At 46.8% G+C, this 17820-nt stretch carries 14 protein-coding genes; 7 read left to right on the forward strand and 7 right to left on the reverse strand.

The features are described from left to right. Positions 1 to 7: 7 nt before the first annotated feature. On the forward strand, positions 8 to 1012 hold the full coding sequence (locus B5F78_RS00730; RefSeq protein ID WP_087405686.1) for a virulence RhuM family protein: 1005 nt from the start codon (positions 8 to 10) through the stop codon (positions 1010 to 1012). After that, on the forward strand, positions 996 to 4055 hold the full coding sequence (locus tag B5F78_RS00735; protein WP_087405687.1) for a type III restriction-modification system endonuclease: 3060 nt from the start codon (positions 996 to 998) through the stop codon (positions 4053 to 4055). Before B5F78_RS00730 ends, B5F78_RS00735 begins: the two co-directional genes overlap by 17 nt. A gap of 246 nt (positions 4056 to 4301) precedes the next feature. Here B5F78_RS00735 and B5F78_RS00740 read toward each other — a convergent pair whose 3' ends face one another. Together B5F78_RS00740 and B5F78_RS00745 are read right to left on the reverse strand one after the other, a co-directional pair. After that, positions 4302 to 4781 (reverse strand): S-ribosylhomocysteine lyase, encoded by a 480-nt coding sequence (locus tag B5F78_RS00740; protein ID WP_087395386.1) that lies wholly within the window; start codon positions 4779 to 4781, stop codon positions 4302 to 4304. A 12-nt stretch (positions 4782 to 4793) separates the two neighbouring features. Beyond that, positions 4794 to 5489, reverse strand: a complete 696-nt coding sequence (locus tag B5F78_RS00745; RefSeq protein WP_087207990.1) for a 5'-methylthioadenosine/adenosylhomocysteine nucleosidase — start codon at positions 5487 to 5489, stop codon at positions 4794 to 4796. Positions 5490 to 5578: 89 nt separating this feature from the next. Here B5F78_RS00745 and B5F78_RS00750 point away from each other — a divergent pair, with 89 nt between their 5' ends. Further along, complete coding sequence (locus B5F78_RS00750; RefSeq protein WP_087405688.1) at positions 5579 to 8071, forward strand: YfhO family protein; 2493 nt, start codon at positions 5579 to 5581, stop codon at positions 8069 to 8071. 116 nt (positions 8072 to 8187) lie between these two features. Here the strand turns inward: B5F78_RS00750 and B5F78_RS00755 are convergent, their stop codons facing one another. Continuing rightward, the gene (locus tag B5F78_RS00755) at positions 8188 to 8937 is read right to left on the reverse strand and encodes a glycosyltransferase family 2 protein (RefSeq protein ID WP_087405689.1); all 750 of its coding nucleotides are present in this window, start codon (positions 8935 to 8937) and stop codon (positions 8188 to 8190) included. A 9-nt stretch (positions 8938 to 8946) separates the two neighbouring features. After that, a complete protein-coding gene (locus B5F78_RS00760; protein ID WP_022039013.1) occupies positions 8947 to 10209 on the reverse strand; it encodes a glycosyltransferase family 4 protein in 1263 nt (420 codons plus the stop codon). Positions 10210 to 10273: 64 nt separating this feature from the next. Between B5F78_RS00760 and B5F78_RS00765 the strand changes: the two genes are divergently transcribed. Further along, positions 10274 to 11107, forward strand: a complete 834-nt coding sequence (locus tag B5F78_RS00765; protein ID WP_087248434.1) for a glycosyl transferase — start codon at positions 10274 to 10276, stop codon at positions 11105 to 11107. A gap of 116 nt (positions 11108 to 11223) precedes the next feature. After that, positions 11224 to 11787 carry an NUDIX hydrolase gene (locus B5F78_RS00770; protein ID WP_013618324.1) on the forward strand — a complete coding sequence of 188 codons (564 nt, stop codon included), beginning with the start codon at positions 11224 to 11226 and terminating at the stop codon, positions 11785 to 11787. Positions 11788 to 11825: 38 nt separating this feature from the next. Here the strand turns inward: B5F78_RS00770 and B5F78_RS00775 are convergent, their stop codons facing one another. Together B5F78_RS00775 and mnmA are read right to left on the reverse strand one after the other, a co-directional pair. Continuing rightward, positions 11826 to 12728 (reverse strand): serine O-acetyltransferase, encoded by a 903-nt coding sequence (locus B5F78_RS00775; RefSeq protein ID WP_087207998.1) that lies wholly within the window; start codon positions 12726 to 12728, stop codon positions 11826 to 11828. Between the two features lie 87 nt (positions 12729 to 12815). Further along, complete coding sequence (gene mnmA, locus B5F78_RS00780) at positions 12816 to 13949, reverse strand: tRNA 2-thiouridine(34) synthase MnmA (protein WP_255376579.1); 1134 nt, start codon at positions 13947 to 13949, stop codon at positions 12816 to 12818. Positions 13950 to 14289: 340 nt separating this feature from the next. Here mnmA and B5F78_RS00785 point away from each other — a divergent pair, with 340 nt between their 5' ends. Further along, positions 14290 to 14895, forward strand: a complete 606-nt coding sequence (locus tag B5F78_RS00785; protein WP_087405691.1) for a DUF4254 domain-containing protein — start codon at positions 14290 to 14292, stop codon at positions 14893 to 14895. Positions 14896 to 14905: 10 nt separating this feature from the next. After that, positions 14906 to 15928 carry a glycosyltransferase family 9 protein gene (locus tag B5F78_RS00790; protein WP_087405692.1) on the forward strand — a complete coding sequence of 341 codons (1023 nt, stop codon included), beginning with the start codon at positions 14906 to 14908 and terminating at the stop codon, positions 15926 to 15928. On the opposite strand, the gene B5F78_RS00795 is transcribed toward B5F78_RS00790, so the two are convergent. Next, a complete protein-coding gene (locus B5F78_RS00795) occupies positions 15917 to 17755 on the reverse strand; it encodes an ABC transporter ATP-binding protein (protein ID WP_087405693.1) in 1839 nt (612 codons plus the stop codon). The genes B5F78_RS00790 and B5F78_RS00795 overlap by 12 nt on opposite strands. Between the last annotated feature and the right edge of the window lie 65 nt (positions 17756 to 17820).

The raw sequence follows: 17820 nt of genomic DNA on the forward strand, positions 1-17820 counted from the left end.
TTGAGGTATGGAAGAAAATAAGATGATTATTTATACCTCCATTGACGGTCAGACTAGGATTGATGTCAGACTGGAGGATGAAACACTTTGGCTTACTCAGGCACAGATGTGTGAACTGTATCAGACGAGCAAGTCGAATGTGAGTGAACACATCAAACATATCTTTGAAGAAGGAGAATTGGAGGAAAATTCAGTTGTTCGGAAATTCCGAACAACTGCTTCAGATGGAAAATCATATAATACTACATACTATAATCTGGATATGATTATAGCACTTGGTTATCGTATCAAGTCTGTGATAGCCACTCGCTTTCGGCAATGGGCGACACAAAGGCTGAAAGAATACATGATAAAAGGCTTTACACTGGACGATGAGCGGTTGAAAAAGTTGGGTGGCGGTGGTTATTGGAAGGAATTGCTGGAGCGCATACGTGATATCCGTGCCACAGAAAAGGTGTTCTACCGTCAGGTGTTGGAAATATATGCTACCAGTATAGATTATGATCCTCGTGCTTCCGTAAGCCAGGAGTTCTTTAAAAAAGTACAGAATAAAATTCATTATGCGGTTCACGGACATACGGCTGCTGAACTGATTGTGGAGCGTGCCGATGCCGAAAAGGATTTTATGGGTTTGCTGACGTTTAAGGGTACTCAACCTACATTGGCAGAAGCAAAGACTGCCAAGAATTATTTGGACGAAAAAGAACTTCGCGCAATGGGGCAACTGGTTTCCGGATATCTGGACTTTGCGGAGCGTCAGGCAGAGCGTGAACAACCCATGACAATGAGTGACTGGGCAAACTATCTTGACAGAATCCTGACCATGTCGGGAGAACAGTTATTGCAAGATTCCGGTAAAGTGTCGCACACAGAGGCTATGGAACATGCTACGAACGAGTACCGTAAATACAAACAACGAACCATCAGTGACGTAGAACAAGATTATCTTGATTCTATCCGTATGTTGGACAACTTGAAAAAAAAGAAGAGTCAGAATGAAACTGAAATATAAGCACCAACGCTTTCAGGCTGATGCAGCCAAAAGTGTGACAGATATATTTACCGGTCAGCAATATTGTGATAGTGCTGATTTTCTGATAGACCAGGGTAAGAATAAAGGAGTGTTTGATTTGACGGGTTTTGGTAATCAGAAGTTGATGCTTGACCGAGAGTCAATTACGGAGAATCTGAGACAAATTCAGATGAACTGGGGACTTAAACCTGTTGAATATTTGCAAGGTGATATTTCAAATCTGATGTTCACCATTGAAATGGAGACCGGTACCGGTAAGACTTATACATACATCAAGACGATGTATGAGCTGAACAAGTTGTATGGCTGGAATAAGTTTATCATAGTAGTGCCCAGTATTGCCATTCGTGAAGGTGTGCAGAAGAGTTTTGAAACCATGCAGGAACACTTTGCTACAGAATACGGCAAGCGTATCCAGTTTTTTGTCTATAATTCCAAACAACTCTCCAAGATAGATAGTTTTGCCAATGATAGCGGACTGCACGTGATGATTATCAACACACAGGCATTCAACAGTTCCATGAACGAAGATAAGAATCTGGAAGGACGTAGTGGTGATGCTGCTGCACGTATTATATTCTCCAGACGTGATGAGTTTGGTAGCCGAAGACCTATTGATATATTGGCTCAGACAAATCCGATTATGATTATTGACGAGCCGCAAAGTGTTCTTGGTGCAAATAAGACAAACGCTACAAGAAAAGGAATTGCGAAGTTTCATCCTTTGTTCACTTTACTGTATAGCGCAACCCATAGGAAAGACGATGTGTACAATATGGTGTATAGGCTGGATGCGATGGATGCCTACAACCGTAAGTTGGTGAAGAAGATTGAAGTAAAAGGTATCTCACAAAAAGGTTCAACGGCTACAAACGGTTTTGTCTATCTGGATGAAATTGTAATAGGAAAAGGTAATCCGCAAGCCCGCATTTCGTTTGATGTAAAAACAGCCAATGGTTTCAAGCAAGCAACGAGATTGGTGGGTGAAGGATTTAATCTTTATGAGCAAAGTGGTGAACTGGCGGAATATGACAACCACTTCATTGTAGAACGCATAGATGGTGTTGAGGGATCTGTTCGTTTTCTGAACGGCATAACTCTTTATGAGGGTGATGCTATTGGAAAAATAAATGAGGATATGCTTCGCAGGATTCAGATACGTGAAACTATTCGTACTCATATTGAGAGAGAAAGAGAATTGTTTCATAAAGGAATTAAAGTGCTTTCACTCTTCTTTATTGACCATGTAAATAGCTATCGTATTTATGAAAAAGACGGTACAAGCAATGGTAAATTCGCTGATATGTTCGAAGAAGAATACAAAAATGTAATTGAGGAAATGCAGCCGCGTTTCTCTGATGAAGAATATGTCCGATATCTGCATAAGTTCTCAGCAGAAAAAGTACACCAAGGATATTTTTCTCAGGATAAGAAGGGGATAGCCGTTGATTCAAAAGAAAAAGAGGGAGATAATGAAATACGTGCATACGATTTGATTATGAAGAATAAGGAGCGGCTGTTGAGTTTTGAGGAACCGGTACGCTTTATATTCTCTCACTCTGCCCTGAAAGAAGGTTGGGATAACCCGAATGTATTCCAGATTTGTACATTGAAAGATACCGGCAGCGAAATAAAGAAGCGTCAGGAAGTTGGCCGTGGTATGCGTCTTTGCGTAAATAAGAATGGTGAGCGCCAGGATCAGGATGTGTTGGGTGATGGTGTGTTCGATGTCAATATCCTGACGGTGATAGCCAGCGAAAGCTATGAGCATTTCAGCAAACAGCTTCAGAGTGAACTCGCTGAAGATGTGGCAGACAGACCAGTTCAAGTAACGGCGCATTTGTTTGAAGATATTGTAATGGTATCCTCAGACGGTAAAGAGATAAAAATCAACCGTGAATTGGCGTGTGAAATTCATGAGGAGCTTATCAGTAATGGCTATGTGAAGAAAGGTAAACTTACAGAGAAGTATTTCAATGACAAGAAATCCGGAACTATTGATTTGGGAGAAGAGCTGAATCCAATTAAAGCTGGAATACTTGGCAGACTTGATACCATCTTTAACCCGGATAGCATGAAACCGGACAATGCACGTAAGCCAAAAGTTGCCACATTTAGAGAAGATTTGTTCAAAGAAAAGTTTACAGAAGTCTGGAAACGTATCAATGTGAAGACTTACTATAAAGTGGATTTCAGTACAGATGAATTGATAAAGAAGGCCATAGAAAGTATTGACAAACATCTGAGTGTTACAGAAATACACATTGTAATAGAGGGTGGTTCATTAGAAAATATCCGCGACAAGGAGTCTTTACAGGCTGGAGTAGCCATGACGGCAGGAAAGACACGTACAATCCGTGTTTCGGAGACTGTTGGTAATAGTGTCCGCTATGATTTGGTAGGTGATCTGGTAAATGCAACCGGATTAACACGAAAAACCATAGTGGAAATATTAAAGGGCATTAAACCAACAACCTTTGCTCAGTTCAAGATGAATCCGGAAGAATTCATTATAAAGACTGCAAATATCATTAATGATGCCAAAGCTATAGCTGTTATCCAGAAAATAGCATACGAGCGTAGTACGAATACTTACGATATGGATATTTTTACAGAAAGTACCATTAGAGGTAAATTGGGTATCAATGCTCTGGAAAGTGCCAAATCGCTGTATGATATTGTAGTCGTTGATAGCCAAGGCACAGAGAAAAACTTTGCAGAAGCATTGGAAAAGGAAGATGCGGTGGAAGTGTATACCAAACTGCCACGTGGATTCTATATCAATACCCCTATGGGGCATTATAATCCAGACTGGGCTGTAGCATTTAAGGAAGGCAGTGTAAAGCATATATATTTCATTGCAGAAACTAAAGGCAATGACTGGCAGGAATCACAACTTAGAGGTTCTGAGGATGCAAAGATAGAATGTGCACGCCGCCATTTTGCTGCGATAAGTGACAGTAAAGTGGTTTATGGAGTAGTAAAAGATTATCAGAGTTTATATAACCTTGTGACGAAATAAATTTTGAAATAGAAATTAGAATGGAAATAGTTTGCCAAATTATTACGGGATTATTTGTAACAATTGTAAGGTATCATATAGGTCCATCCGCTGTAAGATTATTAATCTTCAGGCTGCAAGATTATTAATCTTACAAGCGGAAGATTATTAATCTTACACCAGACGAAGTTATCTAGTCAAAATAAGAACAAGCCCCCCGGAAACACAAGAGAAAGCGGTTTTCGGGGGCTTTGTATTCAGAGAATATTATTCTGGATAATTCAGGTTGGCGTCCGTCAGCTTCTCCAGCACCTCGTCAAGGAACTTTTGGGCTTCCCATCGTGCCATCGGAAGATTCATCATCAGGTAGTTGCCGCAATCTTTGGGACTGGCTCCCGGCACGTCACCTTCGAAAGTGGCGATAAAGCGGAAAGTCTCTTTCATCAGTCCGACGATATCGGTGGACTGAAGGTCGCCTTTCACAACCAGATAGTTGCCCGTAAGGCATCCCATCGGTCCCCAATAGATAATCTTGTCTGCCCATGTGGGATGATTGCGCAGGAACGTGGCGGCAAGATGTTCTATCGTGTGAATAGCCGAAGGGCTGAGGCACGGCTCGCGGTTGGGTTCTTTCATGCGGATATCGAATGTAGTGACGGTTTCGTCTCCCACCGCGTCTTTGCGTGATACGTAGATGCCACGCAGCAGGCGGATATGGTCTACGGTAAAGCTGGGTATCTTTTTCATATCTGTAGGGTTTTAAAGTTTGTTCGGTAATGCTTTCAGGAAGGTTTCGGTCACACGGAACGAGTTATCGGCTATTTCGCCCCAGAAGTTCTTGTATTGTTCCAAGTGTTTGTCCGCTCCCGGCGTATCGCTGATGATACGGAAACTGATGAAAGGCACGCGGTAGAGATGGCATACTTGGGCAATGGCAGCCGATTCCATATCGACCGCAAGTCCTTCGGGAAAGTTCTGCTTGATGGCATTCAGTTCCGTGCGGTCGGTGATGAATTTATCGCCCGTGCAAATCAGTCCGCCGTGAATCGGCGTTTCGGTATCGAGCGAGAGTGCACAATTATATAAGGTGTCATCACCACGGAAGAAAGTGGGGAAACCTTGTACTTGTCCGTAGGCATTTCCTTCGCCGCACCACACGTCGTGGTAAACGATGTTCCGGCTTACCACTACATCCATTACATTCAGTTCGCTGTCAATGCCTCCCGCCACTCCGGTGCTGATAATGCAGTCGGGCTGGAAATTGCGGATGAGCTCTACCGTTCCGGCGGCAGCGTTTACTTTCCCGATGCCGCATTGCATCAGGATGTGCGTGTTGTTCTTTACCGTTCCTTCAATGTAAGAGAAAGGTCCCTCACGATGTTCCGTTTTATTGTCCAGTTGGTTTGCCAGTTGCTTCTGCTCGGAAGACATGGCGGTGATGATTCCTATTTTCATAAATGATTTTATTTTACGCCGCAAAGTTAGCATTTTCAAGGAGTATTGTGTTATCTTTGCCCCCATTAAAACTCAAAAACTTATATCGTATGAATGAATTAAAGAAACTTCTTCCGGATGTGGCGGCGGTTGTGCTTTTCATAGCGATTTCGTTTGCTTATTTCTATCCGGCGGTGTTCGAGGGGCGCATCTTGGCGCAACACGATGCGGTAGCGGGTATCGGAGCCGGACGCGAACATCAGGAATATCATCAAAAACACGGAAAGGTGACCCGTTGGACGAACTCGCTGTTCAGCGGAATGCCTACATATCAGCTGGCTCCGGGATATGATTCGAGCCGTACGCTGAACACGGTGCAAGATCTGTATCATTTGTATTTGCCCACGTATGTATGGTACGTGTTTGTGATGTTGTTGGGATTTTACATCCTGCTTCGTGCGTTTAATTTCAAAGTCTGGATGGCGGCATTGGGAGCGGTTATATGGGCGTTCTCCTCGTATTTCTTCATCATCATAGCCGCCGGACATATCTGGAAATTCGTCACGCTTGCCTACATACCGCCTACCATTGCGGGAATGGTGCTGGCGTATCGCGGCAAGTATTGGGCAGGAGGTATCGTCACCGCGCTTTTCGCCGCACTTCAGATAGTGTCGAACCACTTGCAGATGACGTATTACTTCCTCTTCGTGATGCTCTTTATGGCAATCGCGTTCGGCGTGAAAGCATGGAAGGAAAAGGCTTTCCCCCGCTTCCTGAAGGCAACGGGCGTGCTGGCGTTGGCGGGTGTGCTGGCGGTATGCATCAATCTGTCGAACCTTTATCACACCTACCAATACAGTAAGGAGAGCATGCGTGGCAAGAGCGAGCTGGTGAAGCCGCAGTCTGCCGACCAGACCGGAAGCGGGCTGGAGCGCAGTTACATTACGCAATGGAGCTACGGCATCGGCGAAACCTTCTCGCTGCTCGTGCCGAACGTGAAAGGCGGAGCCTCCGTACCTTTGGCACAAAACGAGCGGGCGATGAGCAAAGCCAATCCGGTGTATTCAGGCCTGTACAGCCAGTTGGGGCAATATTGGGGCGAACAGCCGGGCACGTCGGGACCAGTCTATGTAGGCGCTTTTGTGATGTTTCTTTTTGTATTGGGCTGCTTCGTTGTAAAGGGGCCGATGAAGTGGGCGTTGCTGGGCGGAACGCTGTTCTCTATCCTGCTTTCGTGGGGAAAGAACTTTATGGGGCTGACCGATTTCTTCATCGACTATGTGCCGATGTACAATAAGTTCCGTGCCGTTTCGTCTATCCTCGTCATAGCCGAATTCACTATACCTTTATTGGCGATGCTGGCGCTGAAACAGATAGTGGAGCATCCCGAACTGCTGCGCGAAAAGGCAAAAGCGTTCTTCGTCAGTCTGGGGCTTACGGGAGGCTTGTCGCTATTGTTTGCCATCGCGCCCCGCGTATTCTTCCCTTCGTATGTATCGACGATGGAAATGAACGCGTTGCAGAACGCGCTTCCCGCCGAACATCTGGCGCCTGTCCTGATGAACCTCGAAGAAATGCGTGTCAGCATCTTTACCGCCGACGCTTGGCGCAGCTTCTGTGTCATTCTGGCGGGTGTGGCACTGCTGTTGATGTATGTGCGCGGGAAACTGAAATCCACCGCTCTCATCCTTTCGCTGGCGGCTCTCTGCCTGCTCGATATGTGGACGGTGAACAAGCGTTATCTGTACGACGCGCAGTTTGTGGCGAAAGGCACCGAGATGAAACCTTTCGCGCAGCCTTCGGAGACCGATAAGGCGATTCTGAAGGATACCACGTATTATCGGGTGCTGAACCTATCAACCAATACCTTCAATGAAAACGAGACTTCTTATTGGCACAAAAGCATCGGGGGATATCACGCCGCCAAGCTCCGCCGCTATCAGGAGCTTATTGAAGCGTACATCCAGGGCGAAATGGGTAATCTCTTTTCTGAACTTCCTCAGACGGGAGGTGACATGTCGGCGCTCGACCCCGACCGTATACGTATCTTGAACATGCTGAACGCGAAATATTTCATCTTCCCCTTGCAGGGCGGAGGCACGATGCCTGTGCAGAACCCATACGCAATGGGCAACGCTTGGTTTGTAGACGATGTGCGTTATGTGGGCAATGCCAATGAAGAGCTGGACAGCCTTGCAGTAGTTGACTTACGCAAGATAGCCGTAGTTAATCTTCAGTTTGCCGAGCAAGTAAAAGCTCCTTCACAAGCATCGGTTGCCGATTCGACACGCAGTATTACGTTCAAGCATTACGAACCGAACGAACTGACGTACGAAATCAGTTCACAAGCCGGAGGTACGGTGGTGTTCTCCGAAATCTATTATCCCGAATGGCAGGCTTTTGTGGATGGAGAGGAAGTTCCCGTAGGTAGAGCCGATTACGTGCTTCGTGCCATCAATGTCCCGGCCGGAAAGCACACCGTCCGTTTGCTTTTCGAGCCGAAATCGGTTACTATTACTGAAACTATTGCCTACTGTGCGCTGGGCATCCTGCTCGCAGGTGCCATTGTGCTGGTTGTGCTCCGCCTGCGGAGGCGCGGGTGATTCTCACCACAGATTCACGCAGATTATTTTTATTTTATCTGCGTGAATCTGCGCCAATCTGCGTTTCAAGAGAAATAACTTAAAAAATCTGTGTAATCTGTGGTGAAAAACATCATTTATTTCTTATACAGCAGGCGCAGCGCGAACTTGAGGTGGAGCAGGATGGTCTGTACATAGCCGTAGTGGCGGCACATGATGCGGAAGCGCTCGGTGAGGGAGGCGCGGTGATTGCGCGTGGTCATGCCTTCGTTGAGGTAGTCGATGAGTGTGAGGCGCGTGTTATGCAGCACGGTGCTTTGCTTCATCACGCGGATACACCAGTCGAAGTCAGCGGAGAAGCGGTAGCGGAGGTCATAGGGCACGGCATGGTCGCGGCGGGCGAAGAAAGCCTGGTGGCAGACGAGCATCCCTTGGCGGAAACTGTGCCATGTAAGGTTCTCAGGCGGTTCGAGGCGGCGCATTCGCAGAAAATGCCCTTCTTCATCGACGATGGCAGTACGCCCGTAAATGACATCGGGCAGTCCGGTCAATCCCGTAAGGCTGTGGACGATAAGCTGGAGGGTGTCGTCTTCGTGCAGCTCGTCGCCGGCATTGAGGAAACACACGTAGTCGCCCGTAGCGAGGCGGATGCCTTTGTTCATCGCATCGTATAGTCCGCGGTCGGGTTCGCTCACTACGGTATGGATGTGCTTGCGGTAGCGTCCGATGATTTCCATTGTGCGGTCGGTAGAGGCTCCGTCGATGATGATGTATTCGATGTTCTTGTACGTCTGGGTGATGACACTCTGCAAGGTGTCTTCGATGACGGCAGCGGCGTTGTAGGTCACCGTGATGATGGAGAACTTGGGATGAAAGTGTGTCAGCATAGGCGTGTTTCAGTCGTTTTGTCCGGTGATGCGGTTGTAGATTCCGATGTATTTCATTGCTACCACGTGTTCGGCGTAGGTGCTGAGCACTTTGCGCCGGGCTTCGGTGCTGAGGCTTTGGTAATCGCCTTCGGTGAGTGACCAGCAGATGCCGTTTGCCAGGTCTTCGGCAGAGCGGTAGCGTGCCACGTAGCCGTTGTGCAGGTGGTCTATCATTTCGGGGATGCCCCCGATGCAGAATCCTACGCAGGGCACGCCGCACGACATGGCTTCCATAATGGTGTTGGGCAGGTTTTCCTGAAGCGAGGGGGTGACAAAGAGGTCTACGGCGTTATAAATAGTCGGCATTTCTTTTTCCTTACCTACATAATTGAGGCAATAAACAGGGAATGGGAAGAGGTCGGCATATTGTTGCGATTCCTTGCCTACCACCACTACTGCAAGTTCGCGACAAAAATCGGGTTGCATTTCGTTCAGGAGGCGGCAGGCTTCTACTAAATAATCGATGCCTTTTTTCTTGTCGGTAATTTTCATTGAACTGAACAGCAACAATCGTTTGTCTTCAGGGAGGTTCAATTTCCGTCGGGCAGCAAGCTTGTCGGTAGGATGAAACAGATTCGTATTGATAGGATTGGGAATATTGGTTACGGTATGTCCGTGGGTGAGGATACTTTTCTGAGCCAATCCTTCCAGCCAGCGGCTGCATGCTACAAAAGTAATGGGAGCATTCTTGTAGAGGCGTTGTTTTTTGACGAAAGTCTTATAAGAAAGGTCATGTTTGTGCCCACGGTACAACAAATGACAATCGTGACATTGCGTTTGGTAACGGATACAATCCTGTGCATGGTGACAGATACCTGTCACAGGCCACATATCATGCATTGTCCATACTACGGGTTTGCCCGATTGTAGTATTTTCTCAATGTCTTTCAGCGAGAGCATGCCTTGGTTGACCCAATGCAGGTGGATAACATCGGCTTGGTTGAATTCGGGCAACAAGGTGATGTCGGTACCTGTGTTGGCAATGTCTACGGCAAAGAGGTTGTGTTTCTTAAAGTGATTGGCTTTCCATATAATGATACGCTCCCATACGAATTGCCAGATTTGCCGCCAAGACTTCTTCAGTGCTACTACAGTTACCTGTTCAGTTTGTTTGTCGCGTACCAGCATCTTTGCTTTGATACCACTGCTTTTTAAGGCTTCCATCAGTCGGCTTGCGGCAATGGCTGCTCCTCCTATTCGTTCGGATGTATTTATGATAAGTACCCTCATATTTCATCAAAGTTTTTGCAAAGGTACGATTTTCTCTAAGATAAATTCGCTACTTTTGTGCGATATGAAAAGAAAAATGATATTTGTCCCTGCCGGAGGTTTGGCAAACCGCATCCGTGCCACGCTTTCCGCCATTGCATTGGCGGAACAGACCGGCATTGAATTGAAAGTAATCTGGTTTCGTGACTGGGCATTGCATGCTGCTTTTCGTGATTTGTTCGTGCCCCGGAATTTGTCCGAAAAGGTATGTATTACCGAAGCATCGGCTTTTGATTTGTTGGTGTACGACCGTCCGAGGCAGAAGAACTTCCGCGTTCCTGCCTTGTTTCAGAAGCTGCTGTTCCGGGCGTGTCTGTACGAGCATCAGATAGACGCGCTCCGCACGCAAGGTTTCGACTTTGAGGGCTGGGCAAAACGGGGCAATGTGTATATGGCGTCCTATCTGCCTTTCTATGCTTATCCCGATGCGCTGCTGCACGAGGTGTTCCGTCCCGTTCCGCAGATAGAGGAGGTCATCGGGAAACGCATTTCCGCCTTTTCGGATTATACCGTAGGCGTGCATATCCGTCGTACTGATAATGTTTTGTCTATCGAGCACAGTCCGCTGGAGGCGTTTTTCGGTTGTTTGGATAAGGAACAGGCGGCGCATCCCGACCTTTGTATCTACCTTGCCACCGATTCGGAAGAAGTGAAACAAGCGATGCGCACCCGTTACGGCGAAAGAATCGTCTGTGCCGAAAGCAAAGCCGACCGCAGTACCACGGAAGGCATCCGCGAAGGCATCGCCGACCTGTGGACGCTGGCACACACCCGGAAGATATACGGCTCGTTCCACAGCTCGTTCTCTGAACTGGCGGCAGAGCTGGGAAGAATCCCGTTGGTGGTGGTGAAGCGATAGATTAATGCTGTTATAAGGAAACGCGGATTATCGCAGATTAACGCAAAAATTATTATCTGTGTAAATCTGCGTGAATCTGCGTTTCAAAATCGATACAGGTTATAAACTAATACAATATGCTGAAAGAAAACAATCAAGACCGGAAATGGACGGTGCTGGAGAGCGAATACCTCATCCGGCGTCCGTGGCTCACGGCACGAAAAGACCACGTGCTGTTGCCTACAGGAGCAGAAAACAAAGAGTATTACGTGCTGGAATATCCTGACTGGATAAACGTGCTGGCGATTACCCGCGACGGTAAGTTCCTGATGGAGCGCCAGTACCGCCACGGACTGGGGATGACCTGTTATGAAATCTGTGCAGGCGTATGCGAGAAAGGAGAATCGCCCCTCGAATCAGCTCGGCGTGAATTGTACGAGGAAACTGGTTTCGGCGGGGGCGAATGGCAACACTGGATGGACATTTCTGCCAATCCCAGCACGAACACGAACCTCTGCCATTGCTTCCTTGCCACCGGTGTGGAGCGTGTCTCTACCCAGCATCTGGAAGAAACCGAGGACATCAGCGTCGAATTGCTTACAGCGGATGAAGTGCGCACGTTGCTCTTGAACGACCAAATCAAGCAAGCCCTGATGGCAGCCCCGCTTTGGAAATACTTTGCCGTGAACGGGCTGCTGTAGGTTTTTATGAAAATCTGAGCTATCTGTGGTGAAATGACTCAGCTTTTCCGCTGTACGATGCGTGCTCCAGCCGGAACACTTTCGGTTACCCAGATATTTCCTCCAATGGTAGCTCCGCGCCCGATGGTGATGCGTCCCAGGATGGTGGCATTCGAATAGACAATTACATCATCCTCCAAAATTGGATGGCGGGGGATACCTTTGATGGGGTTTCCATGTTCGTCAAGCGGGAAGCTTTTTGCTCCTAGTGTCACTCCTTGATAAAGCTTGACATGATTGCCAATGATGCATGTGGCGCCGATAACCACGCCTGTACCGTGGTCGATGGTGAAGTGATCACCTATCTTTGCTCCCGGATGGATATCGATACCCGTTTCCGAGTGGGCCATTTCGGTGATGATACGTGGAATGAGTGGCACGCCTAGCGTGTAGAGTTCGTGGGCTATACGGTAATTGGTGATGGCACGGATAATGGGATAGCAACAGATGATTTCACCGAAGCAGGTAGCGGCAGGGTCGCCGTAGTAAGCTGCTTCTACATCTGTGGCTAGAGTGTGGCGTATTAGCGGCAGGCGACTGATGAACTGGGCAGCAATGTTTGAGGCCGTAGTATGGCACAGGCATTCTTCCGGAGATTCGTCGGAAAGTGCATTCTCGATGCCGAAACAGAATCCTGCCTCCACCTGTTCGGTAAGCAGGCGGAACAGTTCTTCTACATCTACACCGATGTGATAGTTGAGGGTGCGTCTGTGTATGGTAGAGTTGCCGAAGTAGCCAGGAAAAAGAATTTCACGTGACAGTTCTACGATGCGTCTGAGTGATTTGGCAGAGGGGAGGAGTTCACCGTCTTTGTATTGATGGAACAGTCCTTCATAGGAGGCAGGGTCGGACAATTCATTGACCGTTTTGTTGAGGATAGGGGTGTAATCGGGTATCATCATGCTAAGTGTTTTAATTTGTATGCGAGCAAATGTACAAAAAATATTGATTGATTGAAACAGAAAGTTGTAAAGACATAGAAAAACAATTTATTCAACTACGGCATCGATAATTCCTCCACCCAGTACAATGTTGTCTCGATAGAATACCGCCGCTTGTCCGCAGGCAATGGACGCCAACGGTTCGTGCAGGCAGACATGCAAACGGTTGTCGGCGGTAAGTGTAATCCTACAACGGTTGGCTTGTTTGCGGTAGCGTATTTTAACGATAATTTCATCATTGCTTCCGATGACTTCATCGGGGCATGCCAAGTACCAGTGTGAGAGGTACATGCCGTTATGTTCCAGTGCCTGCAAGCGGTTGCAGATGATGACTGCATTTGTTTCGGGAATGATTTGTTTGACGAATAATGCCTGGTTCTGATAAATACCCAGTCTGCGGCGTTGTCCGATGGTATAAAAAGGATATCCTTCGTGTGTCCCGATGGGGATGCCGGCTTCGTTGTAAAAGATGCCGGGTACGATTTTTCCAGTTTCTGTATGTTCGCGTAAGAAAGTGCGGTAATCTCCGGGACAAAAACAGACCCCCTGACTATCACGTTTGTGAGCCATTTTTGTGAATCCCCGTTCGGCAGCTAGTGCGCGCACTTCTTTTTTGGTAAGGTTACCCATGGGCAAAAGCATTCGTTGCAACGTTTCTTGCGACAATCCCCAAAGGAAAAATGATTGGTCTTTGTCTGGGTCAGAGCCGGCAGAGATATGCCAGCGTCCGTTGTGTAGGACCTTTTGTACATAGTGTCCTGTGGCGATATGATAGATGTCTTGTTCGTCGGCAACTTGTTGTAAGAGCGGCCATTTCAGAAGATTGTTGCAAAGAGTGCAGGGCACGGGGGTGCGTCCTTTCAAATATTCGTTGATGAAATAAGTGATTATTCGTTGCTGGAAGATTTCGCGGGCATCATAAACGAGGTGTGGGATGTGTAGCCGTGTGCAGAGTTCAGCGGCATCGTCCAGGTATTCGGTATGAGCATCTTTTTCGTAAAAGCGGAACGTGATACCGGTTACTTCGTATCCGGCATCCTGTAAGATAATGGCTGCTACCGAACTGTCGGTTCCACCACTCATTCCTAATAATACACGCTTGTTCTGTTTTGCTCTCATGACATACGGACATAAAAAAAGGAGTACCGCTGTACTCCAACCTTTGTTAACCTTAAATCTAATACTATGAAAAACACGATGCAAAGGTACGGACTTTTCTGGAATATGCAAGTGTGTGTGCTAAAATATTATGTTTTATAACACGATTTAAGAATATAGCTTCGTATTATACGTTCATTAACAAATAGGGCTTTGCCGGTAAGGACATGTGTGCTGAAACGAATGCTGATGTATGGCTGGTTTTATGCTTGGAGTAAGAAATGTTTAACTTGGAAGATTTTTTAATGTGATACAAATGCATTACATTTGCCGAATGTTTCAACCGATTTGATAAAACGGGTTCGTTATGATACCCTTTTTGGATTTTGGGCTGGGTTATTAATCTTATAAAAACGAAAACAATATGACTTTTACGGAATTGAGCAATCCCATATTTGTACAAGTGATTGACGATTATCATAAAGAAGATAATGTGGATGCACCGATAGTGAATCCTTATCCGATGAAAACCATCGAATATTATTTATATTTGAAGTGTTGGATTGATACGGTGCAGTGGCATTTGGAAGATTTAATCCGCAATCCGGAGATTGATCCGGTGGAAGCGCTTGCGTTGAAACGCCGCATTGATAAGTCGAATCAAGACCGGACAGATTTGGTGGAGTTGATAGACAGTTATTTTTTAGACCGGTATAAAGAAGTAAAAATACAGCCGGACGCTACCATCAATACCGAAAGTCCGGCATGGGCGGTAGACCGTTTGTCTATTTTGGCATTGAAGATTTACCATATGGGTAAGGAAGCAGGACGGCAGGATACGGAAGAGGCTCACCGAGTGCAATGTGAAGCCAAGTTGAAAGTGTTATTGGAACAACAGAAAGATTTGTCATCGGCTATCGACCGGTTGATAACCGATATTGAGGCGGGACGGAAATACATGAAGGTATATAAGCAGATGAAGATGTATAATGACCCGGCGCTGAACCCCGTACTTTACGGTAAAAAGTAAGTGAGCGGCAATGGCGAAGATATTGGCTATCCGTTTTTCAGCACTGGGAGATGTTGCTATGGCTGTCCCGGTGCTTTATTCGTTTGCAAAAGCTTATCCTCAACACCAGTTGGTGGTGTTGAGCCGGTCGGCTATGGCGCCTTTATTTGCGTATGCTCCCTCCAATCTCCTTTTTAAAGGAGTGGATTTGAAAAAAGACCATAAAGGCCTGAAAGGCATATTGCGCCTTTATTCGGAGTTGCGCAAAGAAAAGTTTGACGCGGTGGCTGATTTACATGATGTGCTTCGTAGCAAGGTGTTACGTTTGTGTTTTTGTGCGGATGGTGTCCGGGTGCGTCACATAAATAAAGGTAGAAGGGCAAAGTATAGGTTGGTATCCGGTAAGTTTAAAACTCCTTTAAAGTCTTCTTTCTGCCGTTATCTGGAGACATTTGAGCACTTAGGTTATCCATTCACATTGCGGTTTTCTTCGATTTTCGAGTTTGCCCCAGCACCAGAATTACTGGAAGATTGGATAGGGGAGAAGGGGGAAGATAAATGGATTGGCATCGCTCCTTTTGCCGCGCACAAGGGGAAGATTTATCCGTTATCCCTTCATCGGGAAGTGGTTGGCCGGCTATCGGCTATCGGCGGTATGCGTATGTTCTTGTTTGGTGGAGGTGATGAAGAAAAAAAAGTGTTGGATGCGTGGGAGAAAGAGTTCCCTCACGTCACTTCTGTGGTAGGGCGGTTACGGATGCAAGAGGAGTTGGCATTGATGAGCAAATTGGATGTGATGCTGGCAATGGATTCAGGGAATATGCATTTGGCTTCGTTGGTTGGCGTTCCTGTTGTATCCGTATGGGGGGCTACCCATCCTTATGCGGGCTTTATGGGGTGGAATCAGGCGGAAGAAAATGTCGTGCAGTTGGATTTGCCTTGCCGCCCTTGCTCCATTTACGGTAATAAGCCTTGCCGTTGGGGAGATTACCGTTGCCTGACGGGTATCCGTCCGGAGGTGATTGTCGGACGGATACGTGTCTTAACCGAGTGATTGCATATCGTTCAGGCGTTTGTAATATCCCTGTCTCTGTATCAGTTCATCGTGAGTCCCATGCTCTACGATTTCCCCGTTGTATAATACATAAATCTCGTCCGCGTTTTTGATGGTAGACAAACGATGGGCAATAGCAATGGTCGTGCGTGTCTTCATCAGCCGCTCTAATGCTTCTTGCACCAGTCGTTCCGATTCCGTATCAAGTGCGGAAGTGGCTTCGTCCAGAATCAGTATGGGAGGATTCTTAAGGATGGCACGCGCGATGCTGATGCGCTGGCGCTGGCCGCCCGATAGTTTGCTTCCTCTATCTCCGATATTGGTGTCATATCCTTCTGGCTTTTCCATGATGAAGTCGTGTGCGTTCGCTATTTTAGCGGCGGCAACGACTTGTTCCATGGTAGCGTTTTCTACGCCGAATGCGATGTTGTTGAAGAAAGTATCATTGAAAAGGATGGCTTCTTGGTTGACGTTTCCTATCAGGCTGCGCAGGTCGTGTATCTTGACATCTTTGATATTGATTCCGTCAATGGTGATTTCGCCTTTCTGTACATCGTGGTAACGGGGAAGCAAGTCAACCAAGGTCGATTTGCCTGAACCGGACTGTCCTACGAGGGCGATGGTCTTGCCTTTCGGAATGGTCAGGTTGATGTCTTTTAAAACATCTTTTTTCCCATCGTAGCTGAAGGAAATGTTTTTAAATTCTATCCTGTCTTGCAGGTCGTTTAATGTCTCAGGGTGAGTCGTTTCCTTTATGGGGTTCTCGGCTTTCAGGATTTTGTCAATACGCTCCATCGAGGCAAGTCCGCGCGGGATGTTGTAACTGGCTTTCGAAAATTCTTTTAACGGATTGATGATGCTATACAGGATGACCATGTAAAAGATGAATGTGGAAGCGTCTATTGGCGCATTGTTCGAAAGGATAAGCGAACCTCCGAACCATAGCACGGCAACGATGAGCAATGTCCCTAAGAATTCGCTCATCGGGTGAGCGGACGATTGGCGGATGGCTACCTTATTGACAGCGTCGCGGTAATCGTTGCAGCATTTTTGAAACCGGTCGGTCATTTTCTTTTCGGCGATGAAGGCTTTGATGATGCGGAGTCCGCCCAATGTCTCTTCTAATTGCGACATGGTGTCACTCCAACGGTTTTGCGCGTCAAGCGACTGGCGTTTCAGCGCACGTCCCACTTTTCCCATCACCCATCCCATTGTAGGCAATACCAGGATGGTGAACAAAGTAAGTTGCCAACTGGTCACTATCAGGGTGGTGAAATAAGAAATAATCAGAATCGGATTCTTCAGCAGCATATCCAATGAACTGGTTACAGAAGTTTCCACTTCGTTTACGTCGCCGCTCATGCGGGCAATGATATCTCCTTTCCGTTCTTCAGAAAAGAAACCCAAAGGCAGTTCTACTACCTTTCTATATACCAATAACCGGATATCTCTTACCACGCCGGTGCGCAGCGGTATCATGATGGCGGATGAACCGAAGTAGCAGGCTGTTTTCAGCAGTGTCATAAAACCTAAAAACAAGCCGAGGAAGAGCAAGGTCGTGGCAGGGCCGAATGTGTCTATCAGCCGTGTGGTATAATAATAGAAGTTATTTGTTGCTACGTCTTTCAGGCTGGCGCTGCCCCATTCCATGAAGTGGTATACTTTATCGTTGCTTCCGGTCTTGAACAGGATGTTCAGGATAGGAATTAACAGGGAAAAAGAGAAGATGTTGAAAACAGCGGACAATACGTTTAATACGATTGACCAACCCAAATATTTTTTATAAGGCGATACGAAACGCCGCATCAGTTGGAAAAATTCTTTCATGTCGGTAGCATGGAATGTTTAATAATTTGCAAAGGTAATGGATTTTTTTTGTAGTTTTGCCTCAT

Origin of the sequence: Bacteroides sp. An279, assembly GCF_002159615.1 — a bacterium.
GTDB lineage: Bacteria > Bacteroidota > Bacteroidia > Bacteroidales > Bacteroidaceae > Phocaeicola > Phocaeicola intestinalis.